General features: G+C 67.6%; 16 protein-coding genes. 11 read left to right on the top strand and 5 right to left on the bottom strand.

Annotated elements, in window-relative coordinates; translation table 11 throughout:
• Positions 1–18 precede the first annotated feature (18 nt).
• Both ABZ827_RS11385 and ABZ827_RS11380 read left to right on the top strand, forming a co-directional pair.
• Positions 19–1,194, top strand: a complete 1,176-nt coding sequence (locus ABZ827_RS11385; RefSeq protein ID WP_357236009.1) for an alpha/beta hydrolase — start codon at positions 19–21, stop codon at positions 1,192–1,194.
• Between the two features lie 23 nt (positions 1,195–1,217).
• Positions 1,218–2,429, top strand: a complete 1,212-nt coding sequence (locus ABZ827_RS11380; protein WP_357236007.1) for a CoA transferase — start codon at positions 1,218–1,220, stop codon at positions 2,427–2,429.
• Between the two features lie 16 nt (positions 2,430–2,445).
• Here ABZ827_RS11380 and ABZ827_RS11375 read toward each other — a convergent pair whose 3' ends face one another.
• The gene (locus ABZ827_RS11375; RefSeq protein WP_357236005.1) at positions 2,446–3,615 is read right to left on the bottom strand and encodes an acyl-CoA dehydrogenase; all 1,170 of its coding nucleotides are present in this window, start codon (positions 3,613–3,615) and stop codon (positions 2,446–2,448) included.
• Between the two features lie 128 nt (positions 3,616–3,743).
• On the opposite strand from ABZ827_RS11375, the gene ABZ827_RS11370 reads away from it, so the two are divergent.
• The 4 genes from ABZ827_RS11370 to ABZ827_RS11355 all read left to right on the top strand — a co-directional run bounded on the left by ABZ827_RS11370 (position 3,744) and on the right by ABZ827_RS11355 (position 8,544).
• Complete coding sequence (locus tag ABZ827_RS11370; protein WP_357236003.1) at positions 3,744–4,526, top strand: hypothetical protein; 783 nt, start codon at positions 3,744–3,746, stop codon at positions 4,524–4,526.
• 1 nt (position 4,527) lies between these two features.
• The gene (locus tag ABZ827_RS11365) at positions 4,528–5,625 is read left to right on the top strand and encodes a hypothetical protein (RefSeq protein WP_357236001.1); all 1,098 of its coding nucleotides are present in this window, start codon (positions 4,528–4,530) and stop codon (positions 5,623–5,625) included.
• 145 nt (positions 5,626–5,770) lie between these two features.
• A complete protein-coding gene (locus ABZ827_RS11360) occupies positions 5,771–7,249 on the top strand; it encodes a hypothetical protein (RefSeq protein WP_357236000.1) in 1,479 nt (492 codons plus the stop codon).
• A complete protein-coding gene (locus tag ABZ827_RS11355; RefSeq protein WP_357235998.1) occupies positions 7,246–8,544 on the top strand; it encodes an AAA domain-containing protein in 1,299 nt (432 codons plus the stop codon). The genes ABZ827_RS11360 and ABZ827_RS11355 overlap by 4 nt, the downstream gene beginning before the upstream one ends.
• Positions 8,545–8,561: 17 nt before the next feature.
• Here ABZ827_RS11355 and ABZ827_RS11350 read toward each other — a convergent pair whose 3' ends face one another.
• The 3 genes from ABZ827_RS11350 to ABZ827_RS11340 form a co-directional block, all read right to left on the bottom strand.
• Positions 8,562–8,987: a hypothetical protein gene (locus ABZ827_RS11350; RefSeq protein WP_357235996.1), complete on the bottom strand. Its 426-nt coding sequence runs from the start codon at positions 8,985–8,987 to the stop codon at positions 8,562–8,564.
• Positions 8,988–9,054: 67 nt separating this feature from the next.
• Positions 9,055–9,441, bottom strand: coding sequence for a hypothetical protein (locus tag ABZ827_RS11345; RefSeq protein WP_357235994.1), 387 nt, complete (start codon positions 9,439–9,441; stop codon positions 9,055–9,057).
• A 154-nt stretch (positions 9,442–9,595) separates the two neighbouring features.
• Complete coding sequence (locus ABZ827_RS11340) at positions 9,596–10,777, bottom strand: hypothetical protein (RefSeq protein WP_357235992.1); 1,182 nt, start codon at positions 10,775–10,777, stop codon at positions 9,596–9,598.
• A gap of 375 nt (positions 10,778–11,152) precedes the next feature.
• Here ABZ827_RS11340 and ABZ827_RS11335 point away from each other — a divergent pair, with 375 nt between their 5' ends.
• The 5 genes from ABZ827_RS11335 to ABZ827_RS11315 all read left to right on the top strand — a co-directional run bounded on the left by ABZ827_RS11335 (position 11,153) and on the right by ABZ827_RS11315 (position 16,225).
• The gene (locus ABZ827_RS11335) at positions 11,153–11,575 is read left to right on the top strand and encodes a hypothetical protein (protein ID WP_357235991.1); all 423 of its coding nucleotides are present in this window, start codon (positions 11,153–11,155) and stop codon (positions 11,573–11,575) included.
• A gap of 95 nt (positions 11,576–11,670) precedes the next feature.
• A complete protein-coding gene (locus tag ABZ827_RS11330; protein ID WP_357235989.1) occupies positions 11,671–12,984 on the top strand; it encodes a S8 family serine peptidase in 1,314 nt (437 codons plus the stop codon).
• A gap of 10 nt (positions 12,985–12,994) precedes the next feature.
• On the top strand, positions 12,995–13,231 hold the full coding sequence (locus ABZ827_RS11325) for a hypothetical protein (protein ID WP_357235987.1): 237 nt from the start codon (positions 12,995–12,997) through the stop codon (positions 13,229–13,231).
• 67 nt (positions 13,232–13,298) lie between these two features.
• Entirely contained in the window at positions 13,299–14,951 is a 1,653-nt protein-coding gene (locus ABZ827_RS11320; RefSeq protein WP_357235985.1) for a serine/threonine-protein kinase, read from the top strand.
• Positions 14,952–15,064: 113 nt separating this feature from the next.
• The gene (locus ABZ827_RS11315; protein ID WP_357235983.1) at positions 15,065–16,225 is read left to right on the top strand and encodes an FAD-dependent monooxygenase; all 1,161 of its coding nucleotides are present in this window, start codon (positions 15,065–15,067) and stop codon (positions 16,223–16,225) included.
• A gap of 15 nt (positions 16,226–16,240) precedes the next feature.
• Here the strand turns inward: ABZ827_RS11315 and ABZ827_RS11310 are convergent, their stop codons facing one another.
• Positions 16,241–17,797, bottom strand: coding sequence for a polyamine aminopropyltransferase (locus ABZ827_RS11310; RefSeq protein WP_357236616.1), 1,557 nt, complete (start codon positions 17,795–17,797; stop codon positions 16,241–16,243).
• Positions 17,798–17,821: the final 24 nt, after the last annotated feature.

Below are 17,821 nucleotides of genomic sequence, written 5' to 3'. Positions count from 1 at the left end.
GACGAAGGCAGGCAATTCATGTCGCACCATGTCGAACGCACCCCGTATGTCGTCGCCTACGCGAACACCTCCGGCACCCGGGACGCCTACGGGGGTCTCACCGAGATGGTCACCCTCGATTCGATTCTGGTGAAACCGGCAGACGTGCCCTCGGAGACGGTGCTCGTCCTGATGCACCCCGTCTCCAGCGGCACCTACCTGCCGATCGTCACCGCGCTCGCCAAAGCGGGGCATCACATCATCGTCTGCAACAGCCGCTATCGCGGTGCCGACGCGGCGCTGCTGATGGAGAAAGTGGTGCAGGACCTCGGCGAATGCATCCGCGACGCGAAGAAGCGGCTCGGCTACCGGAAGGTGGTCCTCGCGGGCTGGAGCGGCGGCGGCTCATTGTCGGTGTACTACCAGCAGCAGGCGCGGCGCCCGACGGTCACCTCCGGCCCCGCCGGGGAGGGCCCCGATCTCACCGCTCTGGACCTGATCCCCGCCGACGGGATCCTGCTGATGGCCGCCCATATCAGCCGCCACCACACGCTCACCGAATGTCTCGACCCCGCGATCCTCGACGAATCCGACCCGTCGCGGCGCGATCCGGAACTGGATCTCTACAACCCGGACAACCCCAACCAGCCCCCGTACAGCCCGGAATTCCTGGACCGGTTCCGGCAGGCGCAGCACGACCGCAACCGGCGGATCACCGCCTGGGTCAAGGAGAAGCTGGCCACGATCCGCGCCTCCGACCGGCCCCAGGACGAATTCTGTTTCGTCGTCCACGGCACCATGGCCGATCCCACCACCCTCGACCCCACCCTGGACCCCAACGACCGGACCCCCGGCGAGTCCTATCTCGGCGAACCGCAGGAGGTGAATATGGGCGCCTTCGGGCTCGCCCGCTTCACCACCCTGCGCAGCTGGCTGTCACAGTGGAGTATCGACGACGCCCGCGGCGACGCGGTGGCCTGCGGACCGGATATCGACGTGCCCACCCTGGTGCTCTACAACGCGGCCGACAATGTCTGCACGCCCTCGCACGCCCACCGCATCCACGCGGCGCTGGGCTGCGCGGACAAGGAACTGCACGAGATCCCCGGCGCCAACCACTACTACCTGGGCCCGGATCAGCGCGAACCGCTCAGGAAAGCGATCGGTCTGGTCGACAGCTGGCTGCGCGCCCGCGACCTCGGTCCCGCCGCGTGACGCGCTCGGGAGATAATGCGGCGATGGACTCCGCGACGACCGGCGCTCTGGACGGTATCCGTGTACTCGAGATCGGCACGCTGATCTCGGGGCCCTTCGCGGGCCGGCTACTGGGCGATATGGGGGCCGAGGTGATCAAACTCGAACCCCCGGACGCGCCGGATCCACTACGCACCTGGGGGCAGGCGGAACTGGACGGACACCATTTCTTCTGGACGGTGCACGCCCGGAACAAAAAGGCCATCACCCTGAATCTGCGCGAGGACGCGGGTCGCGATCTGTTCCTGGAGCTGGCCGAGAAGTCCGACATCATCGTGGAGAACCTGCGCCCGGGCACGCTCGAACGGTGGGGTCTCGGTTACGAGGTGCTGCGGGAACGTAACCGCGGCATCATCCTGGTGCGGGTGTCCGGATACGGGCAGACCGGCCCGGAAGCACAGAAGGCTGGATACGCGTCGGTCGCCGAGGCCTCCAGCGGTTTGCGTTATATGAACGGTTTCCCCGGCAGCCCGCCCCCGCGCCTGGCACTGTCCCTCGGCGACAGCCTGGCCGGTATGTTCGCGGCCCAGGGCGCGCTGGCGGCACTGTACCGGCGGACGGTGACCGGCGAGGGCCAGATCGTCGACGCCGCCCTCACCGAAGCCTGCCTGGCCGTCCAGGAATCCACGATCCCCGATTACGACGTCGGCGGTGTCGTCCGCGGCCCCTCGGGCACCCGGCTGGAAGGGATCGCCCCGTCGAATATCTACCGCACCGCCGACGGCAGCTGGGTGGTGATCGCCGCCAATCAGGACACGGTCTTCCGGCGGCTGTGCGCGGCCATGGGCCGGCCGGAACTGGCGGCCGACGAGCGCTTCGCGAACCATACGGCGCGAGGTCGTAACCAGGACGAACTCGATAAGCTCATCGGCGACTGGGCGGCGGAGCGGCAGCCCGGGGAGATCATCCACGTCCTGAGCGAGGCGGGGGTGATCAGCGGTCCGATCAATACTGTCGCCGAGGTGGTGACCGACCCGCAACTGAACGCGCGGGGCATGATCGCCGACCACTACGACGAGCGTATCGAGCGAAATGTCAAGGGGCCGGGGGTTGTTCCGGTGCTCTCGCAAACCCCGGGCACCATTCGCAACGCGGGTTCGGCCCGGCCGGGGCAGCACAACGAGGATATCTACGCCGGTTTGCTCGGGAAGGCCGTCGACGAACTGGAAGAGTTGCGTTCGCACGGGATCATCTAGCCACGACGATCATTTCTCAGAGCAGCGCGGTCCGGGGAGCCTTCAGGCCGATGGCGGTGGCGCCGGCGAGTTCGCGGCTGGTGTCGTAGTCGAAGATGACGTGACCGCTGAGCACGTCTATGTCGCGTTTCAGGCGCTGCATCGGGTGGTCGGTGAAGTGCACACTGGCGCCGGAGGCGTGGAGGAGATCGGCGATGATCGAGCGGGACTCCCGCACGATATAGGCGGCGGCCAGCCGGGCCTCGGCACGGACCGGTACCTGGACAGGGGCGCCCGCGTCGAGGAGACCTTCGATCTCGGCGACCGTACCCTCCAGCAATCCGTGCAAGGCCCGCAACCGCACCCGGGCGTGACCCAGATGTGCCTGCGCTATCGGTTTGTCCTGCTGACGGCCGCCGCCCTCGTAGAGGACGCGGCCCTCGAGCCGGTCGGCGTAGATATCGGTGGCCCGTTCGGCGGCACCGAGGGCGGGCATCGAGGCCGCCAGGGCCAGGGCGGGGACCAGCGGCCACCGGTAGGTCGTGGAGTCGTGGAGGGCGGCGCCGGGGGCCGATCCGCTGTTGATATCGAACGAGCGCACCATACGGTGGTCGCCGACGTGCGCGTTGCGGATCACGACATCGTTGGAGCCGGTGGCGCGCATCCCCTCGGTGTGCCAGACATCTTCGATGGCGATATCCGCGGCGGGTAGCAGCGCCAGGGCCGGGTAGAGGTCGCTGTCGGGGCCGCACAGCGCGCCGACCATGATCCAGTTCCCGCCCATCACACCCGTGGCCCAGGACCAGCGGCCGGACAGGGTGACTCCGCCGTCGGCCGGTATGCCCCGGCCCGTCGGCGCCAGCGGGGCTGGGCACAGGAACGGACCGCTGCCGTAGGCCTCGACCTGCGCCTGTTCGGGGAACAGGGCGAGCAGCCAGTTGTGCAGGGTGTAGAAGCCGAGTGTCCAGGCACTGGATACGCAGCCGTGCGCCATCCGGCGGATGGGGTCGAGAATGACGGGGAATTTCTCCTGCCGGCCGCCGAACCGTTTCGGTACCAGGTATTCGAAGAAGCCGGAGGCGATCGCGTCGTCGATGGTTTGCTGTGGCAGTCTGCGCGATTCCTCCGCGGCGCGCGCCCGTTCGGCCAGCGTATCGACGAAACTATCGGTGATTCCCGGTCTGCTATCCGGCTCGGCCGCAACCATATTCGCGACCGTAACATACCCGAAAGTATGGAGTGGGCACCTTTCCGGGATACCCGATTCCACGACATACCGCGGCAAATACTGGCATTTACTGGACTTCCCTGGATCAGCCACCTAGATTCTCCCCCATGCCCACCGCCGAGGCGCTGGAACAGCGCATAGCCGAGCTGCGCGCCCAGGTGCGCCGCGCCGCGGGCTCCGGTGATCGGAGTTCCGCACGCCGGCTGCGCGCCGAACTCCGCACCGCCGAAGCGGAATGGGACGCGACCGTGCTCGGAACACCCGAACCGGCCGAACCACCGCGGCAGTCCCCGGCCGCGGTTCCGGTCCGTGAACATGTGCACCGGTCGCTGAACCTGCTGTCGGTTCCCGCCGCCCCGAAGCTCGTCCTCGCGGTGCACGAGGCATTCTTCTCCGGGGAGCTGGTCGCGGCCCGGCTCACCAGCCTGCGCCGTGACGAGGAGCGCTCTTTCCGCGCCGCCCCGTACTCCCGCCCCTACTACATCTGCGCGGCCATGACCACCGATCTGCTGGCCCCGGCACGCGGGTTGCTGGCGGTGAGTACCTGGCCGCTGGCGCAGCGTATGGTCGGGCCGTTGAGTCCGCGAGCGGATCTGCTCACCGCGGCGATCCGGTTGGCCCGGCATATGACCGATCACGGCAACACCCCGGCGGGACAACGGGTGCTGTGGCAGCTGGCGGTATCCATTCCGGGCGCCACCGACGGGGTCGCCATCGACCCGGACGTGGTGCTGGCGGCCGCGGAACGCGAGCTCGAGGTGCACAGAGATGACGACACACAGCAGCGGGCCGAGGCCGCGGAGCGGGCAGCGCGGCAACTGGCGGATCCCGCGGCACAACTGTTCGGTGTCCGGCTCGCGGTAGCCGACCGGCGAAGGAACGAGGCCTGAGATGACGCTTGCGCAGAAATCCCTGACCAGCCGCCTGGACGAACTACGCGGGGCGGCCCCGGCCACCCGCCACAATGCCCGCACCATCGCCGCGCTCACGTCGAACCCGGGCTGCGCGCGCCGGGCGCTCCTGGACGCGGCGGCAGTGGACAAAACGGTGATCGCCCGCGAACTGGGGTTCCCCCCGCATTTCGGTCAGTCACCGTTCGCGATCACCCGGGGTAATGCGTTCGAGGCCATGGTGAAGGCACACGGCTGCGCGGAACTGCTCCGGCTGCTGCGCGAGGAACTGGGGCTCACCGTCCCCGAGGTCGGGTACCACGATCTGGCGACGGTCGGGGACAACGCCACCAATTCCATTCGTTATCAGCGCACCAAACAGCTACTGGGACAGGCGCTGAGCTCCGGGCAGGGCACCCTGTTCGACCATCCGATGCTGCGCCTGGAGATCGCGGGAGCCACCGCCTATCTGGAGCCCGATGTGGTGGCCTTGCAGATCGGCGGGAAGTTCTACGTCGTGGAGATCAAATCGTTCGCCATCGTGGACGGCCAGGCGGATCCGGCGCAGGTGGCCTCGGCCGCGCGGCAGTCGGCGGTATATGTGCTGGCGATGCGGGAACTACTGCGTGAGCTGGGGCATTCACCCGAGGAGGTGGCGCACGAGTCGATTCTCGTGGCCGCCCGGGATTTCACCAACCGGCCGGTCGCGGCGAAACTGGATCTGCGTAAACAGCTCGCGGTGATCGGGCGCCAGTTGTCGCGGCTCACCTCCATCGACGCCCTGCTGGATCTGGTACCCGCGGACGCTTCGTTCACGCCGGGCGAGGCACTACCGGACACCATCGCGGCGATCCCGTCCCGGTACGCCCCGGAATGTATGTCCAGCTGCGAGCTGGCCTTTGCCTGCCGCTCCGAGGCGCGGACTCAGGGGTCGGTGGATACGCTGGGCCGCGGGGTCTGCGACGACCTCGGTGGTATCGATAATCTCGACACTGTGCTGGCGCTGGCCGAGGGCACGCTGGAACCCGGCCCGGAGCACGCCGATATCGCGGAAATGCTGCGCCGGGCGCAGGCATTGCGCCTCGAGGTGGCGCGGTGAGCCGGTCGGGCCCGGAGGCGGCAGCGCAGGGTAACCACGCAGAGCCCCCGCGCATCCCCCATGGACAGAGCATCAGCGGGTCAGGCCTGGAGACGGCAGCGCAGCCCGAACACGCGGGCCCTTCGCACATCGCCATGGACGCGGCATGAGTGTGCTGAGCGCGCTGGCGAAGGCGACCGCCGCACGCACCGGGCGCGCCGAACCCGTTGCCGCACGGCGGCATTACCATCTCGCGGACCGCCCGCTGGTGCTGGTTCCACTGCGGCTGGCCGGTGAGGCCGCCGCGCCGCTGGCGGTGATACTCGGCTCGGCGCCGGAGGATTCGACGGTGCTGATCGTGGCCCAGCCGCGCGACCGGATTCTGCGACTGCGCTTCATCGAACAACTGGCCGACCGTGTGCTGCCCTATATTTCGTCCCATTGCGAAGAGGCGGAAGAGCTGACGGTCAAATCGACCGGGGAAACCTACCTGCGCTACCTGGACGCCCCGCAATTGCTGCTGCCGAATCCCGGCGGTGTGCAGTTCCTGCGGCTGCTGGGCCGCTCGGTGCGGTTCCATCGCACCGAGGGCGAGAACGCCGTACCGGAATCGCTACCGCTGCTGGGCAGGTGGCTCACCTGGTTCGGTGACCGGTCGGATTTCCCGGGGTCCAGTGTGTGTCTCGCGATGACCTCGGTGCTCACCGCGCATTGGGCCTCCGGCCAGTCGGCGCTCGAGGACGGGAATCTGGCGGCCCTGCTCGGCTGGATCGACCCACCGGCCGGGCTCACCGGGCCGCAAGCCGCCGCGCTCGCCGAGGATCCGCTGGCGGCACCGCCGGCCGGTCCGGCCACCGACCCGGGTTTCGACAACGAAGAGCTGGCCCCGCTGATCACCGCCTACGACCGCGCCGAGCACGAATGGGCGAAAGTCGTTGCCGCCGAACGCCTGGAACAGGCGATACGCGGACAACTGGAACCGACCTGGCGATTGATGTGGCGGGCGGTGGAACTGCTGCGCGAACTGCCCGAGGGCGCCAGCGTGGAGAAACGCTGGACCGATGACCGCTCGGCGTTCTCATGGTTCGTCTCCGACCTCCCCGAGGGATATCCGCAGGCCCGCCGGGATTCCGCGGTCTCGGCGACCCGGCGGCTGCTCAAACAGGAACAAGCCCTCGACACCTTCCAGGCGCAACGAGCGTTCGACGACCCCCGCGTGCTGATCGAATACCGGCTCGTCGGCGAGGCATTCCAGGGCACGATCACCGACTGTGAACCGGACCGGCGCGCGAAACCGAAAACTCGCGAGGTGCCGCGACCCTATATCTGGGTGCACACCACCGACCCGTTCCGTGGCCGCCTCGGCGAAACCCTGTTCCGCATCGACCGGCCCGCGCAGAAGGCCGAGGTGGTCGCGGTCGAGGACGACGTGATCCAGCTGGAGTTGGTGAGCGGGATGGGCCAGGGGAAGAACCCCGCCGCGGGCAGTATCCCGGAAGAAGGCGATCCGATCGGTTTCGCCCGCTTCTCCCCCAGCGGATTCGGCGGGCCGCCCGCCAAACTCCCGCCACGCGAGGAAACACCGTGGACGCACGGCGGCCCACCGCCGGACCCGGCTCCCGAGGCCACGGAGGACTGGTCGTGAGTACAGCCGACGAGGTGATCGGCGCTATCCTCACCGATCTCGACAACACCGCGCACCGGGCCCTCGTGGTGGACTCCCCGCCCGGCGCCGGGAAGTCCACACTGGTCGTACGCGCCGCCCGCCAGCTTGCTGCCGCCGACGACGACCAGCGGATGATCGTCGCGCAGACCAACGAACAGGTCGACGACCTCATCGACCGGCTCGCGACCGCCGATCCGGCCCTGCGGATCGGCCGGCTCTCCGCCGGGGACTATCGCCCCAGCGCCCGGATCGACCGCGAGAATGTGGATGTCGCCAACCGTCCCGCCGATCTGGAGCGATGCTCGATCGTGATCGGCACGGCCGCGAAATGGGCCACACTGGACGAGGGCCGCTGGTCGTACGCGATCGTCGACGAGGCATACCAGATGCGCTCGGATATGTTGCTGCGCATCGCGAATCGTTTCGAACGCGGACTCTTCGTCGGCGACCCGGGCCAGCTGGACCCGTTCGCCACCGTCGATTCCGACCGGTGGGCCGGGCTGTCCTGGGATCCGACGATGAGCGCGGTCGCGGTGATGCTCAACCACAACGACGGAATCCCGGTGCACACGCTGCCGGTGTCGTGGCGGCTGCCGCCCTCGGCGGCGTCGGTGGTCTCGGCCGCGTTCTACCCGTTCGCACCCTTCGAGGCGGGGACCCGGCCCGAACAGCGGCGCATGGAGTTCACCACCCGGGGAATGCGAGGTCCGGTGGACGAGGTCCTCGATATCGCCGCGGTCCACGGCTGGGCCTACTACGAACTACCCGCCCGCCACACCCTGCGCACCGACGGCGAGGCGGTGGCCGCTATCGCCGACCTCACCTGCCGGCTGCTGGAACGCGGGGGTGTCGCCCATTCCGAACAGGGCACCCGGGAGATCGACGCCACCCGGATCGCCGTCGGCACGGCACACCGCGACCAGGCCCAGGCCGTCCGCGACGCACTCGCGGGCACGGTCGCTGCGGAGGTCACCGTCGATACCGCGAACCGGCTGCAGGGCCGCGAATACGACGTCACGGTTATCCTGCACCCGCTGTCCGGCCGCCGCGACGCCGGCGCGTTCCATCTGGAAGCCGGGCGGTTGTGCGTGCTGGCGTCGCGGCACCGCCACGCCTGTATCGTCGTCGGCCGCCGCGGAATCGACGAACTCCTGGACGCGCACCCGTCGGCCGAACCGGTCTATCTGGGTGTACCGGTCAAGTTCCCGGACGGCTGGGAGGCCAACCAGGCCGTGCTCAGCCGGCTGGCCGCCCACCGCGTCCCGGCACACTGAGTTAGAGCACTGATCCGTTACAGCGGCAGCGGACGGAGCCAGAAACCGGCGGGATACACCGGTGCCGAGGTATTCGCGACGGTCACTGTCCCCATCCACATCCCCGGAGTGGCCTGCGGTGTGAGCGCCAGCCCGAGCGGCGACGCACCGAAGGTCAGGTAGCTTTCGTTCGGACCGTGCGACGCCTGCCGCCCGGCGAAATGCTGTGCCCCGCACACCAGGTCGACCGAGACGCGGTCCTCGAAGACGTTCACCCGGCAGTTCTGCAGCGGTGTACCCGAGAAGGTCGTCGGGATCGGCCCCTGCGGCGGGGTGATGACCAGGTACTCCCCCGGCGGCACGATATTCCGCGGTATCCACGGCTCCTCGGCAGCCGCCACCCCGGGGGCGGCGCCCATTGCCGCCGTAGCGAGCGCGACGAACACTCTCCGAAAAATCATCATTCGTAGCCTCCTCATACAGGCTGTTCACCGGGATTTCGAAAACTACTGCGCAGTCCGCGTTTACGATTCAGCCCGACTCTTCGATATCGACATACCAAACCGTCGTCGGCTCCCGGGTGAACTGGTCGGGTTCCACCTCACTTTCCGGTGTCACAGCGGACTCGGGTGTCGCGTACTTATCCCTGCTCACACTATGTCTCGGATATTTGTCCACATAGGCCCCAACCGCCTCTCCGGCGTTCACGAATACCTGAACTGCCGAATCCGAGTCACCAGGAAGACCGAGCCAATACGCATCCGTACCAAGTTTGGAATTGATTTCATCACTGTCGAGCGGCGAATAGAAAGTATACATTCGGTCCCATGAGTCGAACGGCAATCCCGCCTCGGCAATCACATCACCGAGACGAGCGGGCGCTCGGGAGTCCAGAACACGCTGGAACGCCGCGTTCACCGAGGAATCGTCCCGGACAACCTCCAGCCTATGGAAAAGGAACCCACAGCCCGGCAATGTCAAGACAGTGAAGGCCGCCGCCGCGGCTGTACCCATTGCGACCCATCGGCTACGATTCCGAATCTGCACTCGATCACGACTCCTTCAACGGGAATTATTTGGGCGAGGGACTGTCGTCGGGTACCGGAGAACCAGGCAAGTACTTCGCTTTGCTGTCGAGTTCAGCCGAATCCACCGTTGCGCCGACTTCGACGTCATCGGACCAGCTCAGCTGCCGTTCTTGGTTGACAACGACGGTATCCCCGCGCTCCACAGCCTGTTTCACCAATTCCTGCAACTCTTCGGGGTCGGCGTCCGGATTCTGAAGTGCGATCGTTCGCCCGATCTCGTTGTTGTACAGGTCCATTGCTTCACGAACCGAAGCATTATCGGGCCTGCCCTCATGTTTGGAGGTGTACTCGGTCGTCCAGTCTTCGCCGAACTCCCGTGTCATCAACGCATTCCAGTAGGCGTGCCGAAACGCGTCCGTGTGATCGTCCTGTTCGAGATCACCGTCGTACATCCCGTTGGCCGTGTCCTCCGCCTCGGTCATGATCCGATAGAAGCGGATCTGGTCACCGAGGCTGAGATTCTTCAGCATCTCCGCCTCGGCGGCCGTAACCTGCTTGGCCTTGCCCAGTGGTCCCGCGACAGCGCCGAGCATCCCGTCGTCCGGCCAGGTGACCATTCCTCCCGGATCGGCTTGCGCCTGGTTCTCGAGAAGGATCGCTTCCAGTTCCCAGCCGGGCGGTAGCCGGACATCCTGGAAGGCGGTGCCGAGCGCGGTCCGCACCGATTCCGCGGCATCGCCTGCGGCGCGGAGCGCGGCCTGGATTGCGTCGCGGTGCTTTTCCGCCTGTTTGTAGAGCACAGAATTCGCCACCATCCAGTTCATGGTGCCCATCTCCTGCTGCACCCAAGCCAGCAGTTCCTTGCTGTACCCGACCTCACCGGTCTCGCCGACGAGGAAACGCTCACCTTCAGCTGCCGCGATAGCGTTCACCGCCGTGGTTTTCGCCGCCGACAGCGCGTTCCCCGCGCCGGTGAGTACCGTGCCGGCCTTCTCCAACGCCGTCGCGACGCTGGACAGGGCGGTTCGCGTTTCATCGCCTTTCCCCCGCATCGCGTCGGCGGCGTCACCGCGCCAGATACCCGGCGAATCCGCGAGCTGATGGGAGACCGCGCCATGCTCGACGAGCACGGCCTGCGCGGCGCGTGTCCACTCCGCTCCCTGCTCGGTGAGCGGGGCAGTGTTCCATTGTCGAATTTGCGATGTGGAGGGCGGTAGTGAACTCACCGGGGTGACTCACCCGCGTTCTGGATCCCGGTCACGTTCTGCGTTTCCGTCTGGAGGAACTGCCCGATATCGGCCTTTGCCCGATCACAGATTTCCTGTATCTGCGAACCGGACCCGCGGGTTGCCGCGCGCGCCCGGAACCCCGCCGTCATCACCGCGTGTCCGAGGCCGGATCCCGGCAGAGCACCTTCTACTTGTGCCACAAAACTTTCCGTGGGCACCCCGTCCAACACCGTTCTGGACTGGCCGAGGGCCCCGATCATCGCCTCCACCGCAGGTGGATCAACATATAAGTCAGACATTCCGAACCTCCCCGAGCGGGTTGCTACGCTAGCACAGCCACAATCTGGACTAGTTGGGGGAAAGCGGATTCCGATGAATCTCGGTGATATCGACCCGATCAGCAATCAGCTCGAAATGGTGCAGCGTGCACTGCTCACCGACGCCTCGACCGCCGGTCGATACGGAGTATCGGTGCGTGTTCGAGCCGACGGCGCCCTCGAGTCCGTCGCGATCGACCGAACTGTCACCCCGCACGGCGCCGAACTCGGTGCGCTCATTACGCAGTTGGCCGCGGAAGCCCTCGCGCTGGCGCGCAGCAGTGCGCGGGAGAGTCTGAACGAGCTCACGGCGGACCCGCGCGTCGTCGCGATCACCGAGGCAATCGGTGACGCGACGGAGAAGCCCCGCCCTGCCCCGGCTCCCCAGGAGCGATTTGCCGATCCCGACGATGGGTTGACCGAAGAAGAACTGATCGAACAGAACCAACGTCGCAACCAGGGCTTCTTCCGCGCCTGATAGCGGTATGCCCGCGCCGCGTACATCGAGCCTGCCGATAGGCGCGGATTCGCGCAGAAATTGCCGGAGTCTCGGATCCGGGGCAGGATGGCGGTATGCGAGTCGTTGTCGAGCTTCGCCCCTCCCCCGAATTACTTTCCGCCGCAGCCGGTTCAGCGGCCGGTATCTCCGCCACCGAGATGACCGGCGAACTGCCCGGATTCACCCTCGACGCCGGATTCTCGCCGGTCTCGCTCCCGCCGGGAGTCCGGTTCAGCGATACGTCGCAGCAGAGCACCGAGTCGTACCTGGTACGCGGGGAGATTCCCGACGGCGATCAGGCCGCCAGGCAGGCGCTGGCCGGCGCCGCCGGCGTCACCGGCATCTTCGCGGACCCGGTGATCGAGCCGGTACTCACCTGCGGTGACGACGGTGTCGTGGGCGACTGGAAAAAGGTGGCCGAACTGCTGGGCCGCACGGAACTCGACGCAGCCGGGCTCACCGGCGAGGGTGTGACGGTGGCAGTCCTCGACACCGGGATCAACGCCGCGAAAGTGCGCGAGGTGAGCGGAGCCACGATCACCATAGATGCGGCACGCAGCTGGAATCCGGCCGGAGTGAGCGGGAAGGCCGGCGAATTCGCCGTCGATCACGGCACCATGTGCGCCTTCGACGCGTTCATCGCGGCGCCCCGTTCGACCTTTCTCGATATTCCGCTGCTGCAGAGTTCGCGGTCCGGCGGCAGTCAGATGGACGGTCTGCTCTCCGATGCCCTGGCCGCGTTCGCCCACCTGCGCACCGTGCTCACCGATCAGCCCGAAGACCGCCGGGCGCTGGTGATCAGCAACAGCTGGGGCGCGTTCTCGCCGGAATGGGATTTCCCGGTCGGCGATCCGGGCAACTACTCCGATAACCCGGATCACCCGTTCAATGTCATCGTCGGATCGCTGGACGCGGCCGGCGCCGATATCCTCTTCGCCGCCGGAAACTGCGGACGTGACTGCCCGGACGGCCGCTGCGCCTACCCCGAGCGGCCCATCACCGGAGCGAATTCGCATCCGGGTGCGCTGTCGGTGGCCGGTGTCGATACCGGCGGGCAGCGGGTGGGGTACTCCTCGCAGGGCCCGGGACGGCTCGCCGACCGCAAACCCGATATCTGCTCCTACACCCATTTCCTCGGTTCGACCGCGTTCGGTGCCGACGCCCCCGATACCGGCACCTCGGCCGCCTGCCCGGTCCTGGCCGGGGTGGTCGCGGCATTCCGTACCCAGTGGCCGGCCACCCAGCTTCCGCCGGCCCGCCTGCGTGAACTGCTGCTGAAGACGGCGGCCGACCGGGGTGGTGCGGGATTCGATCACGACCACGGGCACGGGATCGTCGAACCACGGGCGCTGCTCGCGGAACTGCGGAAGGCCGCCGCCCGCGCGTAACCTGGGGTTCGTGCCGCTGCTGACCGTCGTCTTGCCCGCGGGTTCGGTCCTGGCCGATGCGCTGCGCGAACTGGGTCTCACCGAGGACGAGGTCGACTGCGAATACGGTTTGATCGCACTCGACCCCGATACCGGTCGCTTCGCGCTGCGCATCGCCGCCGAGACGGCGGCCCGCCTCGCGGGTTCCGCCGGTGCGGTTTACGCCGATCCGCCGATCGAATCCACCGGCGACCAACCCCCGGATTAGCCGGAAACCCCTCACATACAGCCGTTTCACCGGTTTCCGGGTTCAAACCAGGCATTTATCGGGTGCTGTGATCGGCCACAATCTGTGGTATCCGTTGCTCGTGGAAGGAACACCGTTCGGCCGCTACCGGCTACTCGAGCTACTCGGGGCCGGGGCCATGGGGGAAGTACATCGCGCCTATGACACCGGCACCGACCGGTTGGTGGCGGTGAAGGTACTCGCACCGGAGTTCGCCCACAACGAGGTGTATCGCAAACGCTTCCAGCGCGAAGCCCAGATGGTGGCCCGGCTGTCGGAGCCGCATATCGTGCCGATTCACGATTTCGGCGAGATCGACGGCCGGCTGTTCCTGGATATGCGCCTGGTACAGGCACCCAACCTCGCGAAATTGCTCGTGGAGCGGGATCATCTGGAACCCGGCGAGGCGGTCGAGGTGATCACCCAGATCGCCGCGGCACTGGACGCGGCGCACGCCGAGGGCCTGGTGCACCGGGATGTGAAACCGTCGAATATCCTGCTCACCCCCGACGGGTTCGCCTACCTCATCGACTTCGGGATCGCCCGCAGCGACGAGGACACCACTCTCACCACCACGGGCGCCGTTGTCGGCACCTTCGCCTATATGGCCCCGGAACGGCTCGCGGACGACGAATCGGATGGCCGCTCGGATGTGTATTCCCTGGCCTGCGTTCTCTACGAATGCCTGGTGGGCGCGAAGCCCTACCGCGGCGAGAGCATGCAGCGCCAGGTCGCCGCGCACCTCAACGCCGAACCGCCGCGACCGTCGGCCGAAGGTTTACCGAGCCCGTTCGATGCCGTGATCGCCAAAGGTATGGCCAAGGATCCCGGCCGGCGCTACGACACAACCGGCGAATTGGCGGCGGCCGCCCGGTCCGCGCTGCTGGAACCGCCTACCGCGACGGCTTCGACTCCGGCCCCGGAAGCCGCCACCCCGGCCGCGGCGATTCCGACTCCGGACCCAGCCGCGGTTCCGACCCCGACCGCCCCCGGCCCGGCACCGGCACCGGCACCGGCGAAGCGGTTGCCCTGGCGGGCCGCGGTCGCGGTGGCGGTGCTGGCCGTCGCCGTCGCCGGGACCTCGGCGCTCGCGCTCACCCGTGACGATGCCGCGCTCGTCACCGAGCCGACCGAAAGCCCTGCTCCGGCGATCAGTTCCACGACGGTCGTCCCCACGAAACCCGCACGCTCGTCGAGTTCTCTGCCACCGCCGCCGGCTCCCGCGCCACCGGTGTCGGTCACCGAATCGGTACCTGTCACCTCGGCCGTTCCCGGTGGCGCGGTGCCCGAACCCGCCGGGCCACCGGCCGAGCCTGCACACGAACCGCAGCCGAGCCAGTCACCACCGCCGCCACCGCCGACGACGACCACCCCGCCACCGGTAACCACCACGACCACCGAACCCCCCACCGAGTCCGAAACGACCACACCCGCAACCAGCACCTCCGAGCCCACGGTGACAACAACGACCGAGGAGAACGGCGGCGAAGGCGACGACGCGGCAGGCGGCGACAGCGGTGCGGATGCCACAGGCAGCACCGTCGCGTCCTCTTCCGCGGTCGGCACCACAGGTAGCACCGGCGCGGCGACTCCCTCCGGAACCGGCACCACCAGCGGCACCCCCACGACCGGCACCACCAGCAGCATTGTCGAGTCCAGCACCACGACCGGCCGGCCGAATCAGCCCGGCCCCGCCCGCTGACCTCACCTGTCCTGATCGAGTCGAATCACACAGCGCTCAGCGGGCACCGCTCCACCGCGAGCGCGACATAATCGAGCCGGGACGGGCGAGGATGCCCGATATCGGAGGTGGCGATGACCGGGGAACCGATCGGAGGGCAACGCCGGGCCGTCGTGGTCGGCGCGGGTATCGCCGGCCTCACGGCCGCGATCGCGTTGCGGCAGCGGGGCTGGCAGGTCGAGGTCCTCGAGCGTGCCACCGCCGTTGGACCCGCCGGATCCGGATTGAGTCTGTGGCCCAACGGTTTACGCGGACTCGATACGATCGGCGCCGGGACTGCTGTCCGGGAGCAGGCGCTCTCGGCCACCGAGGCGGGTATGCGGGATACATCCGGCCGGTGGCTGGCGCGCACCGATATCGCCGCTGTCCGCGACCGCTACGGCGATCTGGTGATGATCCACCGGACCGAGCTGTTCGATATTCTGCGCGGCACTCTCGGAGCGGGCGCTCTCCGGCTGGGAGCGGCAGTGCGGGCCGTGGACATCACCGGAAACGGTGTCCGGGTCCAGCACAGCCTGGGCACCTCCGACGCGGATCTGGTGCTCGGCGCGGACGGAATCAACAGCACTGTCCGGGAACTGCACTGGCCCGGCGCGCCGGGCCCGATCTACGCCGGTTACACGGCATGGCGGGCGATCGTGACACCGCGCGCCCCGGTGCGTTCCGGTGGCGAAACACTCGGGCGCGGTGAACGTTTCGGCATCGCACCGTTGCGGGACGGTCGGGTGTATTTCTACGGGTCCGCGAACCTGCCCGCGGACGCGATCAGCCCGGACGGCGAGCTCACCGAACTCCGGCGCCGTTTCGGCGACTGGCACGATCCGATCCCCGCACTGCTCGACGCGACGGATCCGGCGGCGCTGCTACGGCACGATATCTACGAACTACCGCGCATCGCCGGCTACGCCCGGGGCCGGATAGCGCTGCTCGGAGATGCCGCGCACGCCATGACCCCGAATCTCGGTCAGGGCGCGAACCTGGCCATCGAGGATGCGATCACCCTCGCGGCTCTGCTCGACCGGCACCGCGATATCCCGTCCGCACTGACCGAATACGACCGGATACGCCGGGCACGCGTCGAGCCCCTGCAGCGATTGTCCCGGCGCATGGGGGTCGCGCTGCAGGTGTCCCCGGCGCCCGCAGTGTTGTTGCGCGATGTGATCCTGCGCCTGACCCCGCCGTCGGTGGCCCTGCGTGGCCTGGCACCGGCACTGACCTGGGAACCACCCCGCTGACCGCCCGGGGGAGCGCTATACCCATTCCTTACGCGCCAGATCGAGAATCACCGGATGCATCAAGGTGGAGGGTTCCTCCCCGGTATCGCGCCGGTCCGGAGCGAAAACCTTCGCGGCTTGCAGGCTCGTCTCGTCGATCGAGCGCAGCGGGGCCGGTGGATCGAGTCGCAGCTGGGGGTCCGGGGCTCGGGTGACCAGCAGGAAACCCCAATCGCCGAAGCTCGGTACATCCACGTGGTAGGGCAGCACGTTCAGCCCGGTCGTGCGGACCGTAGCCGCGATGCACCAGTAGGAGTGCGGGGCGAAGAACGGCGAACCCGACTGCACCACCATGGTGCCTTCCGGGGCCAGCACGTGGGCTGCCATGGCGTAGAACTCGGTGGAGTAGAGCTTCGCGATGGCGGTCTCGTCCGGGTCCGGCAGGTCGACGATCACCGAGTCGTAATCCGCCCGGGCGGTGCGCAACCAACTGAACGCGTCGGCGTTGATCACCTGCACGCGGGAGTCGGCGAAGGAGTTCTCGTTGAGTTCGGTCAGCCGGGGGTCGGTGCGGGCGAGGTCGGTCATGACCGGGTCGAGTTCGACCAGAGTGACAGTGCGGACGTCCGGATATTTCAGGATCTCGCGCAGGGCCAGACCGTCACCGCCACCGACAACCAGCACATTCTCCCGTTTCCCGGCGAGCGTGGGATGCACCATCGCCTCGTGGTAGCGGTATTCGTCCACCGAGGAGAACTGCAGATCGCCGTTGAGGAACAGCCGGGTATCGCGGGTCCCGAACGGCGACGCGTTTTCGGTGAGCACGATCTTCTGATACTCGGTCTGGTGCTCCCAGACGATCGGCGCCGCGAACAGCGCCTGCTGGGCGGTGGCCTCGAACCGGTCGGCATAGATATAGCTGCCCACCAGCACTCCGGCGGAGAGCAGGGTGACCATCACAAAGGTCGCTTTGACCAGGTGTGACAGGTCGGCACGAAACCAGATGAACACCAGCGCCAACCCGGCCAGCGCGTTCACCACACCGACGATGAGACTGCCGCGGATCTGCCCGAACACCGGCAGCAGCAGGAACGGGAAAGCCAGACCCCCCAGCAGGGCACCCACATAGTCGGCCGCGAAGAGATCGGCGACCGCGCTACCGGCCTCCTGTTTGCGGATGCGCTGCAGCAGTTCCATCAGCAGCGGGATCTCGGCACCGACCAGGGCGCCGATCACACAGGACGCCACCACGAGCGCGGCGGTGTAGAGGTTGAGCCAGGCATAGGCCGCGTAGAGACCGAGTACCGAGAGGCCACCGACCAGCGCGAGCGCGATCTCCACCGCCAGGAACGCCGGCGCGGCCAGATGCCGCAGCGGTTTCGCGGCCAGTGCGCCGACACCCATCGCGCACACCATCACACTGAGCGTGATCGACGCCTGGGTGGCGGTATCACCGATCAGATAACTGCCCAAGGTCACCAGGGACAGCTCGTACACCAATCCGCATGCCGCACAGACGAAAACCGTGAGGAGCAGGGCGATCCTGGCGAACCGGCCGGGAACACCGGACTGCCGCGCCACGGTGCCGGTCACTTCCTCACCAGCGGATTCCACCGG

Origin of the sequence: Nocardia sp. NPDC019395, from assembly GCF_040632335.1 — a bacterium.
In the GTDB taxonomy this organism is placed as follows: domain Bacteria; phylum Actinomycetota; class Actinomycetes; order Mycobacteriales; family Mycobacteriaceae; genus Nocardia.
Note: the sequence above shows the minus strand (reverse complement) of the source record. Positions and strands in the feature narration are given on the sequence as shown.